26 protein-coding genes are annotated in these 25,616 nt (G+C 54.0%); 11 read left to right on the forward strand and 15 right to left on the reverse strand.

What is annotated here, in order from left to right:
* Positions 1-102 precede the first annotated feature (102 nt).
* The 4 genes from hemG to pepQ are packed head-to-tail and all read right to left on the reverse strand — an operon-like array spanning position 103 to position 4,086.
* Positions 103-636 carry a menaquinone-dependent protoporphyrinogen IX dehydrogenase gene (hemG, locus tag QVF11_RS05915; RefSeq protein ID WP_112217113.1) on the reverse strand — a complete coding sequence of 178 codons (534 nt, stop codon included), beginning with the start codon at positions 634-636 and terminating at the stop codon, positions 103-105.
* An 11-nt stretch (positions 637-647) separates the two neighbouring features.
* Complete coding sequence (gene trkH, locus QVF11_RS05920) at positions 648-2,099, reverse strand: Trk system potassium transporter TrkH (RefSeq protein WP_112217112.1); 1,452 nt, start codon at positions 2,097-2,099, stop codon at positions 648-650.
* Between the two features lie 41 nt (positions 2,100-2,140).
* On the reverse strand, positions 2,141-2,755 hold the full coding sequence (locus QVF11_RS05925; protein ID WP_112217111.1) for an IMPACT family protein: 615 nt from the start codon (positions 2,753-2,755) through the stop codon (positions 2,141-2,143).
* Entirely contained in the window at positions 2,755-4,086 is a 1,332-nt protein-coding gene (gene pepQ, locus QVF11_RS05930) for a Xaa-Pro dipeptidase (protein WP_287855651.1), read from the reverse strand. The genes QVF11_RS05925 and pepQ overlap by 1 nt, the downstream gene beginning before the upstream one ends.
* 191 nt (positions 4,087-4,277) lie before the next feature.
* Between pepQ and fadB the strand changes: the two genes are divergently transcribed.
* The 3 genes from fadB (at position 4,278) to QVF11_RS05945 (ending at position 8,052) form a co-directional block, all read left to right on the forward strand.
* Complete coding sequence (gene fadB / locus QVF11_RS05935; protein WP_287855653.1) at positions 4,278-6,467, forward strand: fatty acid oxidation complex subunit alpha FadB; 2,190 nt, start codon at positions 4,278-4,280, stop codon at positions 6,465-6,467.
* A gap of 9 nt (positions 6,468-6,476) precedes the next feature.
* Positions 6,477-7,640, forward strand: a complete 1,164-nt coding sequence (fadA, locus tag QVF11_RS05940) for an acetyl-CoA C-acyltransferase FadA (protein WP_142512651.1) — start codon at positions 6,477-6,479, stop codon at positions 7,638-7,640.
* A 100-nt stretch (positions 7,641-7,740) separates the two neighbouring features.
* Positions 7,741-8,052, forward strand: a complete 312-nt coding sequence (locus QVF11_RS05945; protein ID WP_112217106.1) for a hypothetical protein — start codon at positions 7,741-7,743, stop codon at positions 8,050-8,052.
* A gap of 43 nt (positions 8,053-8,095) precedes the next feature.
* On the opposite strand, the gene fre is transcribed toward QVF11_RS05945, so the two are convergent.
* Both fre and ubiD read right to left on the reverse strand, forming a co-directional pair.
* Entirely contained in the window at positions 8,096-8,797 is a 702-nt protein-coding gene (fre, locus tag QVF11_RS05950; protein WP_112217105.1) for an NAD(P)H-flavin reductase, read from the reverse strand.
* Positions 8,798-8,852: 55 nt separating this feature from the next.
* Positions 8,853-10,322, reverse strand: coding sequence for a 4-hydroxy-3-polyprenylbenzoate decarboxylase (gene ubiD, locus QVF11_RS05955; RefSeq protein ID WP_112217104.1), 1,470 nt, complete (start codon positions 10,320-10,322; stop codon positions 8,853-8,855).
* 177 nt (positions 10,323-10,499) lie between these two features.
* Between ubiD and rfaH the strand changes: the two genes are divergently transcribed.
* Positions 10,500-10,988 (forward strand): transcription/translation regulatory transformer protein RfaH, encoded by a 489-nt coding sequence (rfaH, locus tag QVF11_RS05960; protein ID WP_110277484.1) that lies wholly within the window; start codon positions 10,500-10,502, stop codon positions 10,986-10,988.
* An 8-nt stretch (positions 10,989-10,996) separates the two neighbouring features.
* On the opposite strand, the gene tatD is transcribed toward rfaH, so the two are convergent.
* The 8 genes from tatD to rmuC form a co-directional block, all read right to left on the reverse strand.
* Positions 10,997-11,791 carry a 3'-5' ssDNA/RNA exonuclease TatD gene (gene tatD, locus QVF11_RS05965; RefSeq protein WP_287855657.1) on the reverse strand — a complete coding sequence of 265 codons (795 nt, stop codon included), beginning with the start codon at positions 11,789-11,791 and terminating at the stop codon, positions 10,997-10,999.
* A 30-nt stretch (positions 11,792-11,821) separates the two neighbouring features.
* Positions 11,822-12,595 carry a Sec-independent protein translocase subunit TatC gene (gene tatC, locus QVF11_RS05970; protein WP_004097593.1) on the reverse strand — a complete coding sequence of 258 codons (774 nt, stop codon included), beginning with the start codon at positions 12,593-12,595 and terminating at the stop codon, positions 11,822-11,824.
* Positions 12,596-12,597: 2 nt separating this feature from the next.
* Positions 12,598-13,137 carry a Sec-independent protein translocase protein TatB gene (gene tatB, locus QVF11_RS05975; protein WP_112217102.1) on the reverse strand — a complete coding sequence of 180 codons (540 nt, stop codon included), beginning with the start codon at positions 13,135-13,137 and terminating at the stop codon, positions 12,598-12,600.
* Between the two features lie 3 nt (positions 13,138-13,140).
* Positions 13,141-13,392 (reverse strand): Sec-independent protein translocase subunit TatA, encoded by a 252-nt coding sequence (gene tatA / locus QVF11_RS05980; RefSeq protein WP_110277488.1) that lies wholly within the window; start codon positions 13,390-13,392, stop codon positions 13,141-13,143.
* A gap of 200 nt (positions 13,393-13,592) precedes the next feature.
* A complete protein-coding gene (gene ubiB / locus QVF11_RS05985) occupies positions 13,593-15,233 on the reverse strand; it encodes a ubiquinone biosynthesis regulatory protein kinase UbiB (RefSeq protein WP_112217101.1) in 1,641 nt (546 codons plus the stop codon).
* Positions 15,230-15,835: a ubiquinone biosynthesis protein UbiJ gene (gene ubiJ / locus QVF11_RS05990; protein ID WP_287855661.1), complete on the reverse strand. Its 606-nt coding sequence runs from the start codon at positions 15,833-15,835 to the stop codon at positions 15,230-15,232. The genes ubiB and ubiJ overlap by 4 nt, the downstream gene beginning before the upstream one ends.
* A gap of 13 nt (positions 15,836-15,848) precedes the next feature.
* A complete protein-coding gene (ubiE, locus tag QVF11_RS05995; RefSeq protein ID WP_112217115.1) occupies positions 15,849-16,604 on the reverse strand; it encodes a bifunctional demethylmenaquinone methyltransferase/2-methoxy-6-polyprenyl-1,4-benzoquinol methylase UbiE in 756 nt (251 codons plus the stop codon).
* Between the two features lie 70 nt (positions 16,605-16,674).
* Complete coding sequence (rmuC, locus tag QVF11_RS06000; RefSeq protein WP_287855663.1) at positions 16,675-18,123, reverse strand: DNA recombination protein RmuC; 1,449 nt, start codon at positions 18,121-18,123, stop codon at positions 16,675-16,677.
* Positions 18,124-18,338: 215 nt separating this feature from the next.
* Between rmuC and QVF11_RS06005 the strand changes: the two genes are divergently transcribed.
* The 6 genes from QVF11_RS06005 (at position 18,339) to QVF11_RS06030 (ending at position 23,868) form a co-directional block, all read left to right on the forward strand.
* Positions 18,339-19,088 (forward strand): IclR family transcriptional regulator, encoded by a 750-nt coding sequence (locus tag QVF11_RS06005; protein ID WP_142512654.1) that lies wholly within the window; start codon positions 18,339-18,341, stop codon positions 19,086-19,088.
* 54 nt (positions 19,089-19,142) lie between these two features.
* Positions 19,143-20,114: a 2-dehydro-3-deoxygalactonokinase gene (locus QVF11_RS06010; RefSeq protein WP_287855668.1), complete on the forward strand. Its 972-nt coding sequence runs from the start codon at positions 19,143-19,145 to the stop codon at positions 20,112-20,114.
* A gap of 13 nt (positions 20,115-20,127) precedes the next feature.
* Positions 20,128-20,754, forward strand: a complete 627-nt coding sequence (locus QVF11_RS06015; RefSeq protein ID WP_287855670.1) for a 2-dehydro-3-deoxy-6-phosphogalactonate aldolase — start codon at positions 20,128-20,130, stop codon at positions 20,752-20,754.
* A 105-nt stretch (positions 20,755-20,859) separates the two neighbouring features.
* Positions 20,860-21,834, forward strand: coding sequence for a Bug family tripartite tricarboxylate transporter substrate binding protein (locus QVF11_RS06020; protein ID WP_287855672.1), 975 nt, complete (start codon positions 20,860-20,862; stop codon positions 21,832-21,834).
* A 15-nt stretch (positions 21,835-21,849) separates the two neighbouring features.
* Positions 21,850-22,350, forward strand: coding sequence for a tripartite tricarboxylate transporter TctB family protein (locus QVF11_RS06025; RefSeq protein ID WP_287855674.1), 501 nt, complete (start codon positions 21,850-21,852; stop codon positions 22,348-22,350).
* Positions 22,351-22,362: 12 nt separating this feature from the next.
* Positions 22,363-23,868: a tripartite tricarboxylate transporter permease gene (locus QVF11_RS06030; RefSeq protein ID WP_287855676.1), complete on the forward strand. Its 1,506-nt coding sequence runs from the start codon at positions 22,363-22,365 to the stop codon at positions 23,866-23,868.
* A 66-nt stretch (positions 23,869-23,934) separates the two neighbouring features.
* Here the strand turns inward: QVF11_RS06030 and udp are convergent, their stop codons facing one another.
* Positions 23,935-24,696, reverse strand: coding sequence for a uridine phosphorylase (udp, locus tag QVF11_RS06035; RefSeq protein WP_003828923.1), 762 nt, complete (start codon positions 24,694-24,696; stop codon positions 23,935-23,937).
* 267 nt (positions 24,697-24,963) lie between these two features.
* Between udp and QVF11_RS06040 the strand changes: the two genes are divergently transcribed.
* The coding region (locus tag QVF11_RS06040) for a dienelactone hydrolase family protein (protein WP_287855679.1) at positions 24,964-25,616 on the forward strand (653 nt) is incomplete at its 3' end.

The raw sequence follows: 25,616 nt of genomic DNA on the forward strand, positions 1-25,616 counted from the left end.
TCAGTGGTGGCGCATTATAGGGAGTTATTCCGACGTGACAAGAGGAAACTTCAAATTTTCTTTTGTTCGCTCAACTTTCCATCACCAAGGTGTTTTAACACCCTATTTGCTTGTCATTTGCGCGATTTCCCGGGCAAAAAGCGTGACCTGCTGCCAGTTGGTATAGACAACCTCTTTACTGATATCCGTTTCGCCGCCGGTCATCTTCATAATAAGACGAATCATAAAGCGGTCATACCAACGATAACGTGGGTAACGGAGTGCTCCAGCAAATACAGCGCTACGTTGAGGTTGCCACGGAGAGTTAAGCAGAAATTTTCGCGTGTAACTGTTCGTTTGCGGCGTTCGCTTCTCTGGTTTACGCGCCACGAGATTGACCGAGAAGAAAGCGCCCGGCAGCGCCTGCAGCGCCTGAAGATGTTTTTTCACGAACCGCTCCAGCGCCGGATGAAAATGACCATAACGGATTGATGCACCAATCACTACGCGATCGTAAAGAGGCCAGTCGATCTCATTGGTGCGATTAAGGTCAATCGTATCCGTATCAATTCCTTGCTCTTTTAATTCAGATGCCAGAAAGGAGGCGATTTCACGCGTTTGTCCGTCGCGGGTAGAGAATAGAATCAAAGTTTTCACAGGCACTCCTGTTATTCGCGCCAGAAAGTCGGAGTAAATAGCACCAGCAAGGTGAACACTTCCAGACGACCAAACAGCATGTTAGCAATCAATATCCATTTCGCGACCGGGTTCATCGTCGCAAAGTTATCCGCCACAACGCCCAGCCCAGGACCAAGGTTGTTTAACGTCGCGACAACTGAAGCAAAAGCAGAGAAGTCATCCACGCCAGTAGCGATGATCGCCAGCATACTGATGATGAATACCAACGCATAAGCGGAGAAAAATCCCCAGACGGCTTCCAGAATACGTTCCGGCAGCGCTCGGTTACCCAACTTAATACTGTATACCGCATTAGGGTGCACCAGACGTTTAAGCTCACGGTTGCCTTGTTTGAAGAGCAGCAGGATACGAATAACTTTCAAACCACCGCCCGTCGAACCGGCGCAACCGCCGATAAAAGCCGAACATAGCAGCAACACCGGCAAGAATAACGGCCAGCGCGCAATGCTGTCGGTAGTGAAACCTGCAGTCGTCGCCATCGACACCACCTGGAAGAAGGCCTGGTTCAGTGTGGTAACCGCCGAGGCATAGACATCATGTAGCCACAGTACCAGGGTACAGATCACTACCAGCGTCAACTGCACCCCGATAAACATGCGGAATTCCGGATCGCGCCAGTAAACCTTCAGGTTGCGGCCACTGAGTAAAGAGAAGTGCAGACCATAGTTACATCCGGAGATCAGCAGAAAGACTGCAATAATGGTGTTGATCGTCGGGCTGTCAAAATAGCCGACGCTGGCATCATGGGTAGAGAACCCCCCAATTGCGATGGTAGCGAAGCTATGTCCAATAGCGTCAAATGCCGGCATTCCGGCAAACCACAGCGCCAGCGCGCAGGCCACAGTCAGCAAGACATAGATAAGCCACAGCGTTTTCGCCGTTTCCGCAATTCGCGGGCGCATCTTGTTGTCCTTCAACGGTCCAGGCATCTCCGCCCGATATAGCTGCATACCGCCGACACCAAGGATTGGCAGTATCGCTACCGCCAGCACGATGATTCCCATACCGCCAAACCATTGCAGCATCTGACGATAAAAAAGGATGGCATGGGGTAACGAATCGAGCCCCACCAGCGTAGTCGCCCCGGTCGTTGTCAGGCCCGAGAAGGATTCAAAAAACGCATCCGTTACCGTCAGGTTCGGCTGTTCAGCGAAAATAAATGGCAGCGCACCCACGCTGCCCAATACGGTCCAGAAGAGGACGACTATCAGAAATCCTTCGCGGGATTTCAGTTCGCCCTTTTCACGACGGTTAGGCCACCACAGAAGCGAGCCGATCGCTAGCGCGACAAAAAAGGTCTGGGTAAACGCCCGCCCCGCACCATCGCGGTATATTAAGGCTACTAATCCCGGGAGGATCATAGTTCCCGAAAATAGAATGACCAGCAGTCCAACGATTCGGGTTATCGCGCGAAAATGCATCTCTGGCGCTTCCTTTGGTATGCAAAAAAATCAGGTGGGGATTATTCGTCAATCTTCAGTAATTGCAACGAACCACGACTAAAATCAGCCAGCTTTGCTGAAAATAGTGCCACTTCAGCTTGAGGAAGCGCCACGCGAAGCTGAACAGAGGCTTGATATTCGCTTTCGACAATTTTCCCTGAGAACTGAGCTAACAGCGTTTCAATCCCGGCCAACTGCCCATATTCACACTGCAAAGTATATGCGGTCAGCGGCGTCTTGCGCTGTGTTGTAAGCTGAACAAGCGCCTGATGGACACCGCCGCCGTAAGCTTTCACCAGGCCGCCGGTGCCCAGCAGAATACCACCGTAGTAACGCACGACAACAGCGGTTATCTCCCCAATGCCGCTGCCCATAAGCTGGGCCAGCATCGGTTTCCCCGCCGTGCCAGCCGGTTCGCCATCATCGGAAAAACCCAACTGTTGTGAATCGTTCGGCGGCCCGGCTACCCACGCCACGCAATGGTGGCGGGCGTCCGGGTGCTCAACTCTGACGGATTCAACAAATGCCTTTGCCGCCGCTACGCCGTTGGTATGCGCCAACAGCGTAATAAAGCGGCTTTTTTTGATCTCTTCAACAAAGGTCACCGGCGCAGCCGGTATCAACCAACTTTCCATTACGCCAGTTTCAGGTCACGCGTCATGTTTTCGACATTATTCTCGTGGATAACCACGTTGTCTTCGATACGAATCCCGCCAAACGGCTTCAACGCGTCGATTTTCTGCCAGTTGAAGTGCTTGCTGAACTGCCCTTCGCGCCACGGGGCCAGCAGAGATTCGATAAAGTAGATGCCCGGCTCAATGGTCAGTACCATTTTTGGTTGCAGCACGCGCGTACAGCGCAGGTAGGGATATTTTGACGGCGCCGCCAAATGGGTGCCAGTGTCATCCTGCATAAAGCCCGCGACGTCATGCACCTGCAAGCCCAGCGGATGGCCAATGCCGTGCGGCATAAACGGCCCGGTCAGGTCATTCTCCACCATCGCCTCTTCGCTCATATCTTTGACTATCTGATGCTTACGCAGCAGTTTGGCAATACGCTGATGGAACTGAATATGATAATCCACATAGCTGGTGCCCGCCTTCATGGTGCTAATCAGCGCCAGCTGTTCGTCATTGACGTCTTTAACCAGTTGAGCATAGTCATTATCACTATGCGCCGCCCAGGTACGCGTCAGATCGGCCGCGTAACCATTATATTCCGCACCAGCATCCAGCAGAAAACTACGCGCTTCAGCCGGCGCGCGATGATCCAGTTTGGTGTAATGCAGTACGGAGGCATGTTCGTTCAACGCCACGATATTGCTGTATGGCACGTCGGTGTCACGATGGCCAGTCGCCGTCAGATAGGCAAGGTTAATATCAAACTCGCTCATCCCTGAAAGGAATGCTTCATGCGCTGCACGATGGCCATTAACCGCCGATTTCTGCGCTTCACGCATACAAGCCAGCTCATAATCGGTTTTATAGGAGCGATAGTAGTGCAGATAATCGATAACGCCTTTCGGGTTGATCTTATCCGCCGCAATCTCCAGACCCAGCGCACGTTCCGGAACCGGACCGATATAGCCGATATTGCCGCGGGCTGCGGGCAGTTGGCTGCCAATACTGTCAGCTTTCGGCAGAGCAATCACTTCCACCTCTTCAGTCCAGAATGAGGTCGGCAGCGGTTCTACGTTGTGCCAGTAATCAACCGGCAGATAGAACCACAGTTTCGGTTTGTTGACGCCATCCACCAGCAGCCAGCAGTTAGGGACTTGCGTTACCGGTACCCAGGCTTTGAACTGTGGGTTGACCTTGAACGGATACGGATGATCGTCAAGAAAGACATTAACCAATTCGCCAGAGTGAATCAGCAGCGCATCCAGCTTAAAACGGGCCAGAACATCGCGGGTACGTTCTTGTAGGGTAACGATATGATTTTTATAGAGACCGGCCAGTGATTCCATCTTTTATCCTTTGATTTTATTGGATCGTGATTCTTCGCATCTTAGCACATTGGCCCCAAGCGGGGTGATTTCTACCGGGTGTGATCGGACCAGCATTTATTTAAAGAGTTATTTGCAATTTTTTAACATAAATCCCACACTCCATCTCATCTGGTACGACCAGATCATATTGCTGGATTCAGGAGACTGACATGCTCTACAAAGGCGACACTCTGTACCTCGACTGGCGGGAAGACGGCATTGCCGAACTGGTTTTTGATGCTCCCGGTTCGGTCAACAAGCTTGATACCGCAACCGTAGCCAGCCTCGGTCAAGCGCTCGACGTACTCGAAACACAAAAAGATCTTAAAGGACTGCTGCTGCGATCTGAGAAAGCGGCCTTTATCGTCGGCGCGGATATCACCGAATTCCTTTCACTGTTCCTGGTTCCTCAAGAGCAGCTCAGCCAGTGGCTGCATTTTGCCAATAGCGTCTTCAATCGTCTGGAGGATTTGCCGGTCCCTACCATTGCCGCAGTTAACGGTTATGCGTTGGGCGGCGGCTGCGAATGCGTTCTGGCAACCGATTATCGCCTGGCGACGCCTGACCTGCGCATTGGTCTGCCGGAAACGAAGCTCGGCATTATGCCGGGCTTTGGCGGCTCGGTGCGTATGCCGCGGATGCTTGGTGCGGACAGTGCGCTGGAAATCATTGCCGCCGGGAAAGACGTGGGTGCCGATCAGGCATTAAAAATCGGCCTGGTTGATGGTGTGGTTAAACATGAGAAATTGATCGATGGCGCGATAGCGATTCTGCGTCAGGCCATCAATGGTGATCTGGACTGGAAGGCCAAGCGTCAGCCGAAGCTGGAGCCTCTTCACCTCAGTAAAATTGAAGCCACGATGAGTTTTACCATCGCCAAAGGCATGGTCGCACAAACCGCTGGTAAACATTATCCAGCCCCGATTACCGCTGTGAAAACCATTGAAGCTGCCGCCCGCTTTGGTCGTGAAGAAGCGCTGAACCTGGAAAATCAGAGTTTTGTTCCGCTGGCGCATACCAACGAGGCGCGGGCGCTGGTAGGTATCTTCCTCAACGATCAGTACGTTAAAGCAAAAGCGAAGAAGCTCACCAAAGATACCGAAACACCAAAACACGCTGCCGTACTGGGCGCGGGTATTATGGGCGGCGGCATCGCTTACCAGTCGGCCTGGAAAGGCGTGCCGGTTGTCATGAAGGATATCAACGACAAATCGCTGACGCTCGGTATGACCGAAGCCGCCAAGCTGCTCAATAAACAGCTTGAGCGCGGCAAAATCGACGGTCTGAAGATGGCTGGCGTTATTTCCACCATTCAGCCAACGCTGGACTACGCTGGTTTTGAGCACGTGGACGTGGTGGTCGAAGCCGTCGTTGAGAACCCGAAAGTGAAAAAAGCGGTGCTGGCGGAAACTGAAGATAAAGTGCGCCCGGATACCATCCTGGCGTCAAACACTTCGACGATTCCGATTAGCGAACTGGCCAGCGTCCTGAAGCGCCCGGAGAACTTCTGTGGCATGCACTTCTTTAACCCGGTTCATCGGATGCCGCTGGTTGAGATCATTCGCGGCGAGAAAAGCTCGGACGAAACCATCGCCAAAGTCGTTGCCTGGGCAAGCCTGATGGGCAAGACGCCGATTGTGGTCAACGACTGCCCCGGCTTCTTTGTTAACCGCGTGCTGTTCCCCTACTTCGCCGGTTTCAGCCAGCTGCTGCGCGACGGCGCGGACTTTCGCAAAGTCGACAAAGTGATGGAGAAGCAGTTCGGCTGGCCGATGGGCCCGGCGTATCTGCTGGATGTGGTCGGTATTGATACCGCGCATCACGCCCAAGCGGTCATGGCGGCAGGCTTCCCGCAGCGTATGCAGAAAGATTACCGCGACGCAATCGATGCCCTGTTCGACGCGAGTCGTTTCGGTCAGAAAAATGGCCTGGGCTTCTGGCGCTATAAAGAAGACAGTAAAGGCAAGCCGAAGAAGGAAGAGGATGCCGCTGTCGATAGCCTGCTGGCAGACGTCAGCCAGCCGAAACGCGACTTCAGCGAAGAAGAGATTATCGCCCGCATGATGATCCCGATGGTTAACGAAGTGGTCCGCTGTCTCGAAGAGGGCATCATTGCCAGCCCGGCGGAAGCCGATATGGCGCTGGTTTACGGCCTCGGGTTCCCTCCGTTCCACGGCGGCGCATTCCGTTGGCTGGATACGCTCGGCAGCGCAAAATATCTCGATATGGCGCAGCAATATCAGCATCTCGGCCCACTGTATGACGTGCCGGAAGGTCTGCGCAGTAAAGCACGCCATAACGAAGCGTACTATCCCCCGGTTGAACCTGCCCGCCCGGTAGGCGACCTGAAAACGGCTTAAGGAGTCACAATGGAACAGGTTGTCATTGTCGATGCAATTCGCACCCCGATGGGCCGTTCGAAGGGCGGTGCCTTTCGCCACGTGCGCGCGGAAGACCTCTCTGCGCACTTGATGCGTAGCTTGCTTGCGCGCAATCCATCGCTTGAGGCAAGCGCAATTGACGATATTTACTGGGGTTGCGTTCAGCAAACCCTGGAGCAGGGCTTTAACATTGCCCGCAACGCGGCGTTGCTGGCGGAAATCCCGCACTCGGTACCGGCCACCACGGTCAATCGCCTTTGCGGTTCTTCGATGCAGGCGCTGCATGACGCAGCGCGCATGATCATGACCGGTGACGCCAGCGTATGCCTGATTGGCGGCGTGGAACATATGGGCCACGTGCCGATGAGCCATGGCGTGGATTTCCACCCGGGCCTGAGCCGTAACGTCGCTAAAGCCGCCGGTATGATGGGGCTGACTGCAGAAATGCTGGCGCGTCTGCACGGCATCAGCCGGGAAATGCAGGACCAGTTCGCCGCCCGCTCCCACGCTCGCGCCTGGGCCGCCACGCAGTCGGGTGCGTTCAAGACGGAAATCATTGCCACCGGTGGTCACGATGCTGACGGCGTGCTGAAGTCATACAATTATGATGAAGTTATTCGTCCTGAAACGACGGTAGAGGCGCTGGCTGCGCTGAGGCCCGCGTTCGATCCGGTCACGGGTACGGTAACGGCGGGAACCTCTTCCGCCCTCTCCGATGGTGCTGCCGCAATGCTGTTAATGAGTGAAAGCCGTGCTTGCGAGCTGGGCCTGAAACCGCGCGCACGAGTGCGTTCTATGGCTGTCGTCGGCTGTGATCCATCAATCATGGGTTATGGCCCGGTTCCAGCTTCAAAGCTGGCGCTGAAAAAGGCCGGACTCTCTACCAGCGATATCGACGTTTTCGAAATGAACGAGGCTTTTGCCGCGCAGATCCTGCCGTGCATTAAAGATCTGGGGCTGATGGAGCAGATAGATGAGAAGATCAACCTCAACGGCGGCGCGATCGCTCTGGGCCATCCGCTCGGCTGTTCCGGCGCGCGCATTAGCACAACGTTAATTAATCAGATGGAGCGCAAAGATGCGCAGTTCGGCCTGGCTACCATGTGTATTGGTTTAGGCCAGGGCATCGCCACCGTCTTTGAGCGGGTTTAATCGTTGCCGTTCTTCCCGCCTGTCAGGGGCGGGTTTTTTATTTCTACTATTCAGTTATTATCATCAGGAACGTCACGATTATTAAGGATAATAACGACTTATGAAAAAACTCCCACTCATTCTTTTGCTCACTACATTCTCTACCGCTGCTATTGCCAGCGAACAGGATAATGCTCAGACATGCCTTTCGTGGGGAATCAATAAAATGGCGCAAAACCCGGAAAGTGAGCAGCTAAAGAACCTCGCCATCACCCATATCAATACCGAACGCTACGATGAGAAGATAGGTAGCCAACATATCGCGACGCAGTTGGACGCTACGCTGGAAAAAGAGGGAAAAACCATCGGGAAAATGCTCTGCTTGCTGGAGAACGATCGGCCGCTGTACGTTTATTTTAGCGACGTCCAGTAAAACAGCATCCGGGCCAAGAGCCCAGATGCTTTTAGGTCAGCTATCAGATAAACGCAAAGGCATCGCCAAACAGGCGGTCTTCGCGGGCGCCCCGTTCGTTGCAGAACAGATCGCGGGCAATCTTAGCCATCTCAAAGCGGCCAGCAATATAGATATCATGCTCACCCAGCGTACCGTAATCCTGCAGAACGGCAGTCAGCACGGTTCCGGTACGGCCGCGCCACTCATCTTCAGGCTGTTCAACAACGGGCTCCACCCGCAAACCAGGATGCTGCACGCTTAACGCTTCCAGCTCAGCCAAATCGTAGAGATGTTTTGCTTCGCGTCCACCCCAGTAGATAGCGATATCGCGGTTCGGATTGCGCGCCAGCGCGGTGAGCAGAATCGAACGCACGTAAGAGAAGCCAGTACCTCCGGCGATCAGAATCAGCGGGCGTTCTTCATCATCGCGCAGCCAGGCTTCACCATGCGGCATATCAACCACGATTTCACGCTCTTTCAGGATACGATCCATCACCGCCATCGCATACAGGTTAAGTTCAGATGCGCCAATATGCAGCTCGATAAACTCCTGTTCCGATGGCGTAGAAGCCATGGAGAATGGGCGCTTATCGCGTTCGTCCATCACGACCATCAGATACTGCCCAGCGCGGAAGGAAAACGCCGCTTCCGGCACTAATCGAACGCGATACACGGTATCGGTAATCGCCTCCACCGAGGTCACTTTACAGCTTAAGGTTGTCATGCGTCCCCTCTGTCGGGTCTATTGTGCAAAACAGCGGCGTTAGCCCCGCTTACTGTTATTTGAAGATGGCCAGTTCATCCCAGATGGCGTCAATACGTGCCGTCACCTCGGGATCTTTCTTAATGGGACGACCCCACTCGCGTTGGGTCTCACCAGGCCATTTATTTGTGGCATCCAGCCCCATTTTTGAACCCAAACCGGAAACCGGTGAGGCAAAGTCCAGGTAATCAATTGGCGTGTTTTCTACCAATACCGTATCACGCGCCGGGTCCATACGGGTAGTAATCGCCCAAATCACGTCATTCCAGTCGCGCGCGTTAACATCGTCATCGCAAACAATCACGAACTTGGTGTACATGAACTGCCGCAAGAACGACCAGACGCCCATCATCACGCGCTTAGCGTGACCAGCGTACTGTTTCTTCATGGTGACCACCGCCAGGCGATAGGAACACCCTTCCGGCGGCAGGTAAAAATCGACAATTTCAGGAAACTGTTTTTGCAGAATCGGCACGAAGACTTCGTTCAGCGCGACGCCCAATACTGCCGGTTCATCCGGCGGGCGTCCGGTGTAGGTGGAGTGATAAATCGCATCTTCCCGCTGGGTGATATGTGTGACCGTAAACACCGGGAAGCTATCCACTTCATTGTAGTAACCAGTATGATCGCCGTACGGACCTTCGGGTGCCAACTCTCCGGCTTCGATATAACCTTCCAGCACGATCTCAGCGCTGGCCGGCACTTCCAGGTCGTTAGAAACGCACTTCACGACTTCAGTTTTTGTTCCGCGTAGCAGGCCCGCAAACGCATACTCAGAAAGGGTATCCGGAACGGGCGTCACCGCACCGAGAATGGTCGCCGGGTCAGCGCCCAGCGCCACGGATACCGGGAAACGCTCTCCTGGATGCGCCGCGCACCACTCCTGAAAATCCAGCGCGCCGCCGCGATGCGATAACCAACGCATAATCAGCTTGTTCTTGCCAATCAGCTGCTGGCGATAAATCCCCAGATTTTGCCGCTCTTTATGCGGACCACGAGTGACCGTGAGCCCCCAGGTAATAAGCGGTGCGGCATCTTCTGGCCAGCAGGTCATGATCGGGATTCGGGTCAGGTCTACATCATCGCCCTGGATGATTTTCTGCTGACATGGCGCGCCGCGCAGGCGCTTAGTCGGCATGTTCAGAACCTGTTTGAACTGCGGCAACTTATCGAACAGATCGCGAAAGCCTTTTGGCGGTTCCGGCTCTTTCAGGAAAGCCAGAAGTTTACCCACTTCCCGTAGCGAGCTGACATCCTCCTGCCCCATCCCCAGCGCAACGCGTTTCGGCGTGCCGAACAAGTTGCACAACACCGGCATGGAGTAGCCTTTCGGGTTTTCAAACAGCAGGGCAGGACCGCCAGCACGCAAAGTGCGATCGGCAATTTCGGTAATTTCCAGGTGAGGATCGACCGGCAGGGAGATCCGTTTCAATTCTCCCTGCTGCTCCAGTAATGTCAGAAAATCGCGTAGATCGTGGTATTTCATGGAGTTGTTATTGACCTCTATACAGGCGGCTGATTATACGGTGTTCATCAGAGCGATGCTGTATTTTTGTTAAATTAGCGTGAAAGAACGCTGAAATTTCGTTTTCATCCGCAATGATTTCGCGATCGCATCGGGCTTTTGTTATGCTTGCTGCCAGTAGCTGTGGAAAGAGTCATTATGCAAGCCTGGTATTTACTTTATTGCAAACGTGGGCAGCTTGAACGCGCCCAGGAACATCTCGAACGGCAGGCCGTCAATTGCCTGATGCCAACGATCGAACTGGAAAAAATTGTCCGCGGTAAACGCACGACGGTCAGCGAACCCCTGTTCCCAAACTATCTGTTTATCGAGTTTGATCCAGAAATTATTCATACCACCACCATCAACGCGACTCGCGGTGTGAACAGCTTTGTGCGTTTTGGCGCACTGCCCGCTATCGTGCCGTCCGCCGTCATTCATCAGCTCTCCATCTACAAGCCGGAAGGCATTACCGATCCGGAAACGCCCCATGAAGGCGATAACGTACTGATTACTGACGGTGCCTTTGAAGGTCTACAGGCAATCTTTACCGAGCCGGACGGAGAAGCCCGTTCTATGCTGCTGCTAAATCTGCTTAACAAGCAGGTATTGCAGAGCGTCAAAAATACGGACTTTTATAAAATCTGACGACGCACTCAAATGCGCACGCCAAAGAGTCTTCTGACGTTAGCATCGGTGACTTCTTCCAGCCACTTCGCGTCTTCCCCACGCCACCCTGCGATACTCGCCAAAATATGCGGTAGATAAGCAGGTTCATTACGGCGGGAAGAGGGTTTCGGGCGCATATCGCGCGGCAGTAGATAAGGCGCATCGGTCTCAATCAGCAGGCGATCTACCGGGATATCGCCCAGCAATTCCCGCAGCGCCAGCCCTCGACGCTCATCGCACACCCAGCCGGTGATACCAATGGATAAACCGCGATTCACACATTCACGCATCTCTTCGCGCGTACCGGTAAAGCAATGCACCACTGCCCCCGGTAACTTATCGAGCCAGGGCGTCAGCAGGGTCAGGAAGCGCTCATGCGCATCGCGGCAGTGCAAAAACACCGGCATCGACAGCTCCGCCGCCAGCGCCAGTTGAGCGCTAAACGCCGCTTCCTGCTCCTGCGGCGTCGAAAAGTTACGGTTAAAATCCAGTCCGCATTCACCAATCGCGACGACTTCCTGCTCGCGGGCCAACGCAAAGACTGCCGCCGCGACGGATTCCGTCCAGGTGCTACTGTCGTGTGGATGAACCCCGGCGGTTGACCAGCAGCCAGAGTAGCGGCGTGCCATCTGCTGCGCCTGCTCGCTTTCATGCAGGTTCGTTCCCGTCAGCAGCATGCCAGTAACACCTGCCGCCTGTGCGCGAGAAACAACCTCATCACGATCGCGGGAAAACTGCGAGCTGGTCAGGTTTACACCGATATCAAACATCTTCACTCCCATATGACAACCGCCCTGACGGGCGGTTGGTGTTTATTCTTCTTTGCCCTGCGCCTCTTCGGCGGCGGCATCCTCGTCACGCGTCAGGCGTTTGCCGGTATAGAACCGCGCGAAGAAGACCCCGACTTCAAACAGGCAGTACATCGGGATCGCCAGCAGAGTTTGTGAGAACACATCCGGCGGCGTCAGCAGCATCCCAACCACGAATGCGCCAACCAGTACATAGGGCCTTTTCTTACGCAGGTCATCCGGGGTGGTTACCCCCATCCAGCACAGCAGAACAATGGCTACCGGCACCTCGAATGAGACGCCGAAGGCGATAAAGAGCGCCATGACAAAATCGAGATAGCTACGGATATCGGTTGATACCTGTACCCCTTCCGGCGCTGCGTGCGTCAGGAAACCAAACGCCAGCGGGAACACAACAAAGTAAGCAAAGGCCATACCGATGTAAAACAGCAGCGTGCTGGAGACCAGCAGCGGCATGACCAGCCGACGTTCATGCTTATACAGCGCTGGCGCCACAAAGGCCCAGACCTGGTACAAAATAACCGGCACCGACAAAATAATCGACACCATAAAGGTCAGCTTGATCGGGGTGAAGAAAGGCGAGGCCACGTCCGTCGCAATCATCGTCGCGCCTACCGGCATCTGCCGAATAAGCGGCGCGGAAACCAGCTGGTAGATATCGTTGGCGAAATAAACCAACGCCAGGAAAATAACCAGAATCGCAAGAATGCTATTGATCAAGCGTTTACGCAGCTCAATCAGATGCGTGATTAGCGGTTGAGTATCGTCTACGCCCATTTTTACTGTTTATCACTCGATGCAGGGGAGGAGGAATCGGAAGCTGGCGCGGCAACTTTTTCTTTCGCTGCCGGGATTTCAGTCTGCGAAGTGAGGGGCTCTTCCGCCACGTTTTCAGGGACGTGCTCTGGCGCGCTGGCCTGATGTTCAGCCGTCGCCGGCGTCACGTCTTTACGCTGCTCTTCACTCCCCTTCACGACCGGGTTATGAATCGTGTTGGCTTCGTCGCTGGCTTTTTCAGGATCGTTGGCGGTGTAGGAGCGCTTCATGGATTCAGCCGCTTCGCGCAGTTCGTCCATCGATGCCTTTAGCTCAGGGGTCAGATTATCCAGGCTGGCCTTTTCCACTTTCTTCAGGCTTTCCTGGAACTCCTGCAGCTTTAATTCCTGGGTTATTTCATTTTGTACGGTAGCCGCAAGCGACCGCAGCGTACGGATCCAGCTGACTACCGTTTTTACCGCTACCGGTAGTCGCTGTGGCCCCAAAACGATGAGGCCAATGACGAACACCAGCAGTAGTTCACTAAAACCGATATCGAACACGAATTACACCTGCTCTTTGTCGTGGCGTTTAGTCTCGTCTTTTTTTGCATCATCCGGCTTGTCAGCAAGAGTTTTTGCCGCGAAATCTGCATCCGGTGCGGATTTCTCGGGTTTGTCCTCATCGCTCATGGCCTTTTTAAAGCCTTTGATCGATGCGCCTAAATCCGAACCGAGCGAGCTCAGCTTTTTTGTCCCGAAAAGCAGAACCACGATGACGACAACAATGAGTAACTGCCAAATACTGATACCACCCATACACATTCCCCTATGACAGATGATGAATTATTAGGACGCATTATATACAGTCATACTTCAAGTTGCATATGCGTTGGCTGCGCTCGTTTACCCGAATCACTTACCAAAGTAAGCTCATCGGGATGCGCTCACTTGCCGCCTTTCTGAAACTTGAATTATTTATGTATACACGTTATGCGCAGCGATAAAGGCGACTGCCGTCAGTTCGTCTTTCGCCAGCCGATAAGCCAGGTTACAACGCCAGCGGCCATCAGCCAGCCGGGCATCATGCCCCACTCAGGGCGGTGGATGAATAACAGCGTACCACTCAGTAATAAAACCGCACCTATACCAAACAGATAACGGGACTGACCCTGGCGCACGTGTCGCACCTGGATGTCGCGTACGATGGTATCAACGCTATTCTGCAACTGCTTGCTTTGTTGCAAGCTCTGGTACACCAGCTCAGGTATTTCCGGCATTCTCTCAATCCAGAACGGCGCTTTTTCTTTAAACGCGCGCACCAGCGCCGGAATGCCAACCTGATCCTTAATCCACGACTCCAGGAACGGTTTCGCCGTTTTCCACAAGTCTAACTGAGGATAGAGCTGGCGGCCTACACCTTCTACGTAAAGTAATGTCTTCTGCAGCAGAACCAGCTGCGGTTGCACTTCCATATTGAAGCGTCGCGCGGTATTAAACAGGTTCAGCAAGACATGCCCAAACGAGATTTCCGCCAGCGGCTTTTCAAAAATAGGCTCGCAAACGGTGCGGATAGCGAATTCAAACTCTTCAACGTTGGTATCCGGGGGAACCCAGCCAGAATCAACGTGCAGCTCCGCAACTTTGCGGTAATCGCGGTTGAAAAAAGCAATGAAGTTTTCCGCCAGATAACGCTTATCTTCTTTGTTCAGCGAGCCGACAATACCGCAGTCAATGCCAATATACTGCGGGTCCTCTGGATGGTTACGGCTGACAAAAATATTGCCCGGATGCATGTCAGCATGAAAGAAGCTGTCGCGGAAGACCTGGGTGAAAAAGACCTGCACGCCGCGCTCGGCCAGCAGCTTCATGTTGGTATTTTGCGCTTCCAGAGCAACGACATCGGAAACCGGGATGCCGTAAATCCGCTCCATCACCATCATGCCTTCGCTGCAGTAGTCTGAATAAACCTCAGGGACATAGAGCATCGGGCTGTCTTCAAAGTTGCGACGCAATTGAATGGCGTTGGCCGATTCACGCAGCAGGTTGAGTTCATCCAGCAGCGTTTTCTCGTATTCGCGAACCACTTCCTGTGGGCGCAGACGACGACCATCCGGCAGCAGACGCGGCACCCAGCGCGCGAGGCGATAGATGAGTTTCATATCCGCTTTGATAACCGGCACAATATCCGGGCGGATCACCTTGATGACTACCTCTTTGCCATTCTCTTTCAGGCGCGCAGTGTGTACCTGGGCGATAGAGGCAGAAGCCAGCGGCTCGATGGAGAAATCGTCAAACCAGGCCTCCACCGGCAGGCCACCCATCGCTTGCTCAATTTGCTTTTTGGCCTGCAGGCCGTCAAACGGCGCGACGCGATCCTGCAACATAGCAAGCTGATCGGCGATTTGCGGCGGAAACAGGTCGCGACGAGTTGAGAGCATCTGACCAAACTTAATCCACACTGGTCCCAGCTCCTGCAACGCCAGACGCAAGCGCTCGCCGAGAGGTTTTTCTTTGTGGCGGTTTGGCATCCAGAACAGCATACGTCGCCAGATTCGCAACGGCAGCGTGATGCGCATTTTGGGAATGAGCTCATCAAGCCCGTAGCTCAAAAAGGTGCGGATGATGAAATACAGGCGCCGTAGTTCTCCTGGCGTCATTTGCCCTCCAGCGTTTCCAGCCGTTTTTCCAGCGCGGCCAGGGCTCGTTCCACAGCAGCGGTTTCCTCAACAAACCAGGCCAGCTCCAGCGGTCCCGGTGCCAGGCGCCACTCTTCGGTGATCGCCTCCGCGACATGACGCTGCTGGCGCTGAGCGCCCTGTAAAAGAAAGCGAGTGCCGCCGCGTAATACTTTACTGAAGCCTTCCGCAACGATATCGCCAGTATACGGGGCCAATAGTTCAGCCGGGTCGAATTCAGCCAGATCGCACAGGGTGACGGTATTTTGCACCACCTGCAAATCCCCCTGCACTTCGAGATCGCCGCTGCGAATCAGCGCCGTCAGCTGCTGGCGGTTACGTAATTGCGGGAGCACGCTTAGACGAGTAATCACGGTACAATCGGCTTCGCCTTCCCATGCGCCCAGCACGTCTACCTGACGCTCGCTAAAAACCAGCACCACGGGTGCGGAAAGTTCTTGCAACTCGACACGCAGCACTTTCCCCAGCAGCCGCTGCCGGGCGGGTTTAAGCGCCTGGTCGCGCCAGAGGAAAGTATTCAGGACCGTCTCAATACCGGCGGAAACCAGTGATTTGAAAGGCATAGCGTCCCTCCCGTCAGAACTTGTAACCACGGTGCAGCGCAACGATACCGGCCGTCAGGTTGTAGTAATCGACGCTTTCGAAACCTGCGTCCTGCATCATGCCTTTCAGAGTGTCCTGATCGGGGTGCATTCGGATAGATTCAGCAAGATAGCGGTAGCTTTCGGCGTCTTTAGCAACCAATTCGCCCACCCGAGGCAGGATATGGAAAGAGTAAGCGTCATAAGCCTTGCTGAGCGGCTCAATAATGGGTTTCGAGAATTCCAGCACCAGCAGGCGGCCGCCCGGCTTCAGCACGCGATACATAGATCGCAGCGCTTTTTCTTTATCGGTGACATTACGCAGGCCGAAAGAGATGGTGATGCAGTCAAAGGTGTTATCTGCAAAAGGTAGCGCTTCGGCGTTAGCCTGGACATATTCCACGTTACCGATAATGCCGATATTACGCAGCTTTTCGCGGCCCATCTTCAGCATAGAATCATTGATATCCGCCAGCATCACGCGGCCGGTTTCGCCCACCAGGCGAGAGAATTTCGCCGTCAGGTCGCCGGTACCGCCGGCCAGATCCAGCACAGTCTGCCCACGACGGACGCCGCTGCAATCGATGGTGAAACGCTTCCACAAACGATGAATACCGAACGACATCAAATCGTTCATCACATCATATTTTGCGGCTACAGAATGAAATACATGCGCCACCATGTCAGCTTTCTGTTCTTTGGCGACAGTCTGAAAGCCAAAATGCGTCGTTTCTTGTGAATCCTCAACCATCTCAATGCCTGCTTGCTTATCAAGAAAATGTTCGTCGAGTGTAACAGGTTTAGCGCGCTTCCCATACGCTTCAACGCGGCTGAGAGTGACCATCGTACACTGCAGCAGCTGCAGAATTTGATGAAAAATCGTTATCTTCCCGTGGGTTACCTTCATCCTCAAGACGGTATTCATCATCCTGCGCGGTTGCTTGTTCGACTAAGTCAGGATTAATCCCACGTTTGACTTCCACGCCCAGGTCACGGAATGATTCTGCCTGAACCAGCATGTTACCGCGCCCGGAAGCGAGCTTTTTCATCGCCTGGCGGTAGTTATCCTGGGCTTTATCCAGACTCTGGCCGATAGCGGACATATCGTCGACAAACAGGCGCATTTTGTCATACAGACGCCCCGCTCTTTCGGCAATTTTCTGCGCGTTACGGCTCTGATGCTCATAGCGCCACAGGTTGGCGATGGTACGCAGTGCGACCAGCAGCGTAGTCGGGCTAACCAACATAATATTGTTCTTCAGCGCTTCGCTAATCAGCTCCGGCTGACGGTCAATCGCCAGCAGGAAGGCGGGTTCAACGGGGATAAACATCAGTACGTAGTCGAGCGAACGTAGCCCCGGCAGCTGTTGATAATCCTTACGCCCCAGCAGACGCATATGATTACGTACGGAAGCAATATGCTCCTGTAACGCCGTCTCGCGGGTGTAATCATCATCGGCATTAAAGTAGCGTTCATAGGCGACCAGAGTCATCTTGGCATCGATAACCACGTCTTTGCCCTGCGGAAGACGCACGATCACATCCGGCTGCATCCGTGAACGGTTGTCGGTTTCAATACTCACCTGCGTTTGGTATTCATGGCCCTCCCGCAGCCCGGAAGCTTCCAGCACGCGGGTCAATACCACTTCTCCCCAGTTGCCCTGAGTTTTGTTATCACCCTTCAGCGCGCGCGTCAGGTTTAGCGCTTCCTGCGCCATTTGCGCATTAAGCTGCTGAAGGTTGCGGATTTCATGAGCCAGGGTATGACGCTCCCGCGCCTCCTGACCGAAGCTATCCTGAACCTGGCGGCGGAAACCATCCAGTTGCTCACGTAACGGGGTCAGCAGCCCGTGCAGACTCTGGCGATTCTGCTCATCCACCCGTCGGTTGCTGTGTTCGAATATTCGGTTTGCCAGATTCTCGAACTGCTCGCTAAGGCGCTGCTCGCTGTTAACCATCTGGCGAATTTTATCTTCCGCATGCATTTGCGTGGATTCAAGGCGGGTGGTCACTTCGCGGAGATCGGCCTCCAGCGACGTATTGATATCGCGCAGGCTGCGCAATTCGTTATTGAGCAGCTCGCACTCTTCTCGCCAGTGGGACTCTTGCACCAGTTGCTGACGCGCCGCGCTCAGCTCAATATCCAGCTCGCGCCGCTCTTCAATGAGATCGGCACGGATTTGATCGGCATGCGCTTTGGTCGCCAACCAGCCCACAATAAGCCCCACGGCCAGCGCCATAACGGCACTAATAATTATCGAGATATCCACAACGCCCCCAGCAGCAACCACTTACGTCACAAAATAGAATTGTGCTGTACAAACGTCCAGTTTAAAAGGGTTTTCCTGCGAGGGGCTACGCAAACATTCAACAAAAAATCCCACATATCGGGATGGCATCTTATAAATAGGGAATTTGTGCGGTAAATCACCATTATTACTATTGGGGTAAGGCAGAGTAACCACAAAATAAGAGGGCTTAATGGATGCTAAAAGAGATGCAGCACATCGCAGGAGCGCAAACGCTGCTTCGTGGATTAGCAGTGATTGATGCCGTGGCAACGGGGCACAGAGACTTAAAATCCATTAGCGAATTCACCGCTACACCAAAAAGCACGGCGCATCGTCTGGCTACCGCACTCGTGGAACAGCGCTATCTGCGCTATGCCGCAAATGTTGGCTACGATCTCGGCCCGCGGCTGATTGAACTGGGCGCACGAGCTCTGGATACCATCTCTCTACCGGCGCTGGCACGTCCATGGTTACAAAAACTCGCCGATACCACTAAAGACACGGTCCACCTGGGCGTACGTGAAGGTGATGAAGTGCTGTATCTGGAGAAAATTAACAGCCAGCGGGGACTGGAAATGCGTTCCCGTCCGGGCCACCGGATGCCGCTGGCATTAACCGGAATCGGCAAAGCCTTGTTGATAAATGATTCTCAGGATGATCTGCGGGCTCTCTTCCTGCGCCAGAGCACCGAACACTATCTGCAGCGTTTTCTGACGTGTATGCAGCGTTACTCCCAGGGAGGCTATGCGTTCGACCTGGAAGAAAACGAACCGACTATTCGCTGCGTAGCGGCCCCCATATTCGATGCCCGAAACCAGCTTATCGCCGCAATCTCGGTCGCCAGCACCGCAACCTATATGTCACGGGATCGAATGGATGCCCTGATTCCGCTTGTACGCTCCTACGCGGGCCATATTTCGGCGGAGCTTGGTTGGGCAGGCTAACCGATTCGCCATTTTTACACCGCAGTCAATAACAAGGAGGTAAGAACAATCACCATGGATAACCACACACGTTTATTAGCACTGGACTGGGGAACCACCTCACTGCGCGCCTGGCGCCTTGGCGATAACGGCCAGCAGCTTGAGTCCAGAGATCTTCCCTACGGCATCATGAAGTTACCCGCCAATAAAGGAGGGAGACTGGCAGCGTTCCAGGAGGCCTTTCTAGCGGCCTGCGGCGACTGGCTACAGACCACCGGCTGCCGGGACGTTATTGCCTGTGGGATGGTCGGCAGCGCCCAGGGCTGGAAAGAAGCCGCTTATTTACCCTGCCCCACCAGCCTGGCGGATTTTGCCGGGCAGCTATGCTCACTGGAGATATCGCCTTCAATACGCCTGTCAATCATTCCGGGCCTGGCAGTATATGGCGACGATCCGGAAGTGATGCGCGGTGAAGAAACGCAAGTTTTCGGCATCCTGTGCAGCCAGAGTGATAATAGCGGCGAAATGATCATCGGCATGCCGGGGACGCATTCCAAATGGGCGCTGGCTCAGCAAAACAGCGTGCTGGAGTTTCGCACATTTATGACCGGCGAACTCTTCGATGTCCTGAAAAACCACTCCATTCTTGGCGCCACAATGCAGCCCTCGCAGGATACAGACTGGCAGGTATTCGATGATGGTGTCGCGACGGCTATCCGCCAAAAAGAAGCGGGGCTGCTTTCCACACTCTTCTCGACGCGTACCAAACTGCTGGCCGGACAAATCTCAAGCCGACAGCAGTCTGACTATCTTTCCGGACTGGTTATCGGCCATGAGCTTGCTGGCTTGCGCCAGACTCTACTGGCTGATGAGGAACGACGCCTGAACACACCGATCGTGCTCACCGGCAACCCAACCCTGTGTGAACGTTATCAGCGCGCCTTCCGTCAGACGATAGCGGATCGCCCAATTCAGTTTATCGCACAGGCCACCGTGGCTGGCCTGTGGCAAATCGCTTTACGCGCCAGGCTTATCCACGACGCATAACGGAGAGACACAGATGGATTTGAATAATTGCATTAAAGAACATGGTCTTATCGCCATTCTGCGCGGAATCAAAACCACAGAAGCGAAAGAGGCTGGCTTCGTGCTGTATGAAGAAGGTTTTCGTCTTATTGAAGTTCCACTCAACTCCCCTACGCCCTATGACAGCATTCAACTGTTACGCCAAACCTTGCCGGAAGATTGCGTAATTGGTGCCGGAACGGTGATGACCTTCCGGCAGGTTGAGCGGGTTAAACAAGCCGGGGGTCAGCTGATTGTGATGCCCCATAGCGACTGCGCGGTAATTGCTGCCGCTAAAAATGCAGGTCTGCTTTGCACCCCTGGAGCCGCTACGTTGACGGAGGCCTTTGCCGCTATAGAACACGGTGCGGATGCGGTCAAAGTGTTCCCGGCAGAGCAGATAACGCCCGCGGTTATTAAAGCCTGGAGAGCCGTCGTACCGCCCCACATTCCCCTTCTCCCGGTTGGCGGCATCACGCCGGAAAAAATGCAAGATTACCTCAGCGCAGGCGCGGATGGATTTGGTCTGGGTGGGGCGCTTTATAAGCCAGGCGATAGCGTAAAAGAGGTTCGTCAGGCCGCCAGTGAGTTTATCTCAGCCTGGCAACAACGCGTACGTTAAATGTACCGATATTTCTATCTCCAGTAAGTGATTCGGGTGAACGAACGCAACCAACGCACCCGCAGCTTGAAAGACGACGAGTATAAACAATAATAAGGGATTACTATGATTAGACATCTTACCAGGCCATTACAATATCTCTCTGCAGTTCTCGTTGCCGGAACGCTGCTAAGCGCATTACCTGCGCAAGCGGCTAAATATCCCACCAAACAAATCGATCTTGTTGTGCCTTATTCCGCCGGTGGCGGTACCGACCTGGTCGCCCGTGCCTTCGCCGACGCCGCAAAAGCACATTTTCCCGTTAGCATCGGAGTCATTAACAAGCCCGGCGGCAGCGGCGCTATCGGCTTTACCGAAATCGCTACAGCCCGGCCTAACGGCTATAAAATCGGACTTGGTACCGTCGAGCTGACTACCCTCCCCAGCCTTGGAATGGTCAGTTTCAAAACCGACAGTTTTAAACCCATCGCTCGTCTGAACGCTGACCCGGCGGCTATCACCGTCAGCGCCGATGCGCCGTGGAATACCATTGATGAATTCCTTAAGTGGGCCAAAGAAAACCCCGGTAAAGTGCGTATCGGCAACTCCGGTACCGGTGCTATCTGGCACCTGGCCGCGGCGGCTCTGGAAGACAAAGCCGACGTGAAGTTTACCCACGTTCCTTACGATGGCGCCGCGCCCGCAGTAACTGGTCTGCTGGGCCATCACATTGAAGCGGTTGCTGTTAGCCCAGGGGAGGTCATCAACCATGTTAATGGCGGCAAGCTGAAAATACTGGCGATCATGACGGATGAACGCATGAAGAGCATTCCTGATGTTCCCACGCTAAAAGAGCAAGGTATCGATCTCTCCATCGGTACCTGGCGTGGCCTGATCGTACCGAAAAACACCCCGCAGGATATCGTGGACACCTTGTCTGTTGCGGCCAAAGCCACGGCTGAAGAGCCTGCTTTTCAGGATGCCCTGAATAAACTAAATCTAAACTATGCCTGGCTTGAAGGTGCTGCTTTCCAGCAGCAGATTAACGAGCAGCAGGCTTATTTTGCCGAGCTGTTGAGCAAACTCGGTCTGAAAAAATAACGGGCAGGTACGGTTATGTCGATAAAAGCTGAATCGCCCTCTTTAACCGTACCGCATCGCCGTCTCTCCCCGGTCGTGATGAGCGTGGGAGTTTTACTGTGCGTGATTGCGTGCGCGGTCATCGTGACTGCGCACAATTTCCCGGCTACGGCGATCGAGACGGATATTGGCGCTGGCGCCTTTCCCCGGTTTTATGCAGGCGCGCTCATAGTGCTGGCCGTCCTGTTAGTGGCAAGCGACTGGCTAACAAACCACGCCGACGATGTTCACCACGAGCCCTCCCACTATGGTCGCGTTGCGGCAGGAGTCGGTATCGTCGCGGGATACATCGTACTGTTAAGCTTCGTGGGCTATCTCATTGCAACGCCGCTTTTCTTAACGGCGCTGATGGTAATTATGCAGCGGAAACGGCTATGGCTGACGCTGCTGCTCGCCATCGCTATCACGTTGATTCTGTGGCTGCTGTTTTCAATGGCGCTGCAGGTACCGCTGCCAGCGGGTTCTTTATTTGAATAGTCGGGGCCTGATATGTTTAGTAGCGAACTGTTGTTTCAAGGCTTAACGCATTTACTCTCCAACCCGATGGCGTTGGTGTTAGCCTCATTCGGCGTGATGCTGGGCATTATGATTGGCGCATTACCGGGCCTGACCGCCACCATGGGCGTCGCGATATTGCTCCCCTTCACTTACGGTATGGATCCCGTATCAGGTTTATTAATGATTTGCGGGGTCTTTTTCGGCGGCGTCTACGGCGGGTCAATAACCGCGATATTGTTAAAAATCCCCGGAACCCCGGCGGCGGCGGCAACGGCAATCGACGGCTACGAACTCACCCGACAAGGGAAAGCCGGGATGGCGCTAAGCGCAGCGACGTTCTCTTCCTTCGCTGGCGGCATATTGAGTATTGTCGTACTGATGTTTCTGGCCCCGATTCTCGCCGGATGGGCATTAAAATTCAGCGCCTCCGAGTCCTTCGCCCTGGCCATATTTGGCCTGAGCATTATCGCCAGCATATCCGGTAAGTCGCTAATTAAGGGGCTAATCTCCGGCATCGGCGGTTTGCTTATTGCGACCATCGGCCTCGATCCTATGGGCGGTTTTCCTCGCTTTACCGGCGGTTTTGTCGAACTGATGAATGTGCCCTTTATCCCTGTGATGATTGGCCTGTTTGCCGCCTCCGAAGCGTTTAAGACGCTGGAAAAAGACAATGCGGTTCGCCATGGCGCAAAAGTGGTTATTGGCAGCCTTCTGCTTCCCTGGAAGGTTATACGGCGACTGCTGGTGACGATTCTCCACTCTGCCGGATTGGGCATTTTCATTGGCATGATCCCTGGAGCCGGAGCCGATATTGCCGCTTTCGTTGCCTACAACGAAACCAAGCGCTTTAGCAAAACGCCGGAAAACTTCGGCAAAGGTGAAATTACAGCCGTCTCCTCCTGTGAAGCAGGTGCTAACGGCTGTACCGGCGGCGCGCTGCTGCCGATGCTGACGCTTGGGATTCCGGGGGATGCGGTTACCGCCATTATGCTTGGTGCGCTAACGTTACAAGGTATGCAGCCGGGGCCGCTGATGTTCACTGAGCACGGCGATATGGTGTACACGCTGTTTATCGGCATGATCTTTTGCTACTTCATGCTACTGATTTTGGGTCTTCTGTCCCTGAAGGTGGTCAGCAATGTGGTCAAAATACCAACCCATATTCTGACGCCGCTAATCCTCGCGCTTTGCGTAGTCGGTACCTATGCGCTGAATAACAGCCTGTTCGATGTCGGGATTATGCTGATCGCTGGCGTAGTGGGCTACTTTATGCAAAGAGGGGGATATCCAGCGTCTCCGGTCGTTCTGGCGCTGATTATGGGCCCCATGGCGGAAAGCAATCTTCGTCGCGCGTTGTCCCTTTCTGCCGGAAGCTGGGATTTTCTCTACACTCGTCCAATAACGCTGGCATTACTTACTCTCGCAACGATAACGTTACTGACTCCGGTCGTTCGGGGGCTTTGGGCATTTCGTAAGAATTTACAGACGCAGGTATGATGGAATCCCCGGATACTAACCCGGGGTAAAACTGAAGCCCCGGCAAAGATTGCCGGGGCTTTTTTATTACAGCAGGCGGCGCGCCGCTTCCACGACGATTTTCACCGCATGGCTTTCGGTTTGCTTCATGGTTTCCGCGTTTGGAATTTCCTGCTGGGTACGGTTGACGATAACACCGGCAACCATCCCGGCACGCAGGCCCTGGCTGGCGCACATGGTCAGCAATGTGGCGGATTCCATTTCATAGTTCATCACACCCATCGACTGCCACTCTTCCATCGAACCTTTAAAGCGACTCACCACGCGGCCAGAGAAGGTGTCGTAACGCTCCTGGCCCGGATAGAAGGTGTCGGAAGAGGCAGTGACGCCGACATGAGTGGTCGCACCGATGGATTTCGCTGCTTCAACCAGCGCGGTAGTACATTCGAAATCGGCTACCGCCGGGAATTCCATTGGCGCGAAGTGCAGACTTGCACCGTCAAGGCGAACGGAAGCTGTGGTCACCAGAACGTCGCCCACATTAATGTGCGGCTGAATAGCGCCGGTAGTGCCAATACGCAGGAAGGTACGGATACCCAATTGGGCCAGTTCTTCCACAGCAATAGAGGTAGATGGGCCGCCGATACCGGTAGAGCAGACAATCACTGCTTTACCATCCAGTTCAGCACGCCAAGTGGTGAATTCGCGATGAGATGCCAGTTTGACCGGCTTATCCATCAGCGCGGCGATCTTTTCCACACGCTCCGGATCGCCAGGGACGATAGCCAGCGTAGCCCCTTGTAAATCGTTCTTGGTGAGGCCGAGATGAAAAACATCAGACTTAGACATAAAAAACTCCTCTGTGGGTCGAATTATCAGCAGAAGCAAAACGGTACTTTACAGAAGCTGCTGAGACTATTTTGTGACACCAATCACCACGAATGAAATTCATTGCAATAGATTGCCATCCAATAGTGATACAAATCACATTAATAAGTTAATCTGGAGAGTACTGAACAAAAGATAGCCTGTTTCAGGCACTGTGTTTTGTTAACGTCCTGTCCAGAGCAACTATAGTTATTAATGCGCTAATAAATTAAGGGTACGGAGAATACCATGACGACAATTAAGCAAACCGGTTTTGCACCTGCAGCCACGCCGCACGCCTCTACTGCCGTTCACACGTCAGATGAAAATATCATCTCCGGGGAGACATCAATCCCTTCTCAGGGGGATAACATGCCAGCCTTCCATGCCCGTCCGGGCAACGTTGACGGTCCGCTACCGGTCGTCATCGTTGTACAGGAAATATTCGGCGTGCATGAACATATCCGCGATATTTGCCGCCGTCTGGCGCAGGAAGGGTATCTGGCTATCGCACCAGAGCTGTACTTCCGCCAGGGCGATCCCAATGATTACAACGATATTCCTTCTTTATTTCAGGGGTTGGTCAAAAAGGTGCCGGATTCTCAGGTACTGGCTGACCTCGATCACGTCGCCAGCTGGGCTTCCCGCCACGGTGGCGATGCCCATCGTCTGCTTATTACCGGTTTCTGCTGGGGCGGTCGCATCACCTGGCTGTACGCCGCACATAACCCGCAGCTAAAAGCCGCTGTTGCCTGGTACGGCAAGCTGGTCGGTGAGAAAACATTAAACTCACCGAAACATCCGGTGGACATTGCCGTTGATCTGAACGCCCCGGTTTTAGGACTTTACGGCGCGAAAGATGACAGCATCCCGCAGGATACGGTTGAAACCATGCGTCAGGC

Origin of the sequence: Klebsiella sp., assembly GCF_027492335.1 — a bacterium.
GTDB lineage: Bacteria > Pseudomonadota > Gammaproteobacteria > Enterobacterales > Enterobacteriaceae > Klebsiella > Klebsiella huaxiensis.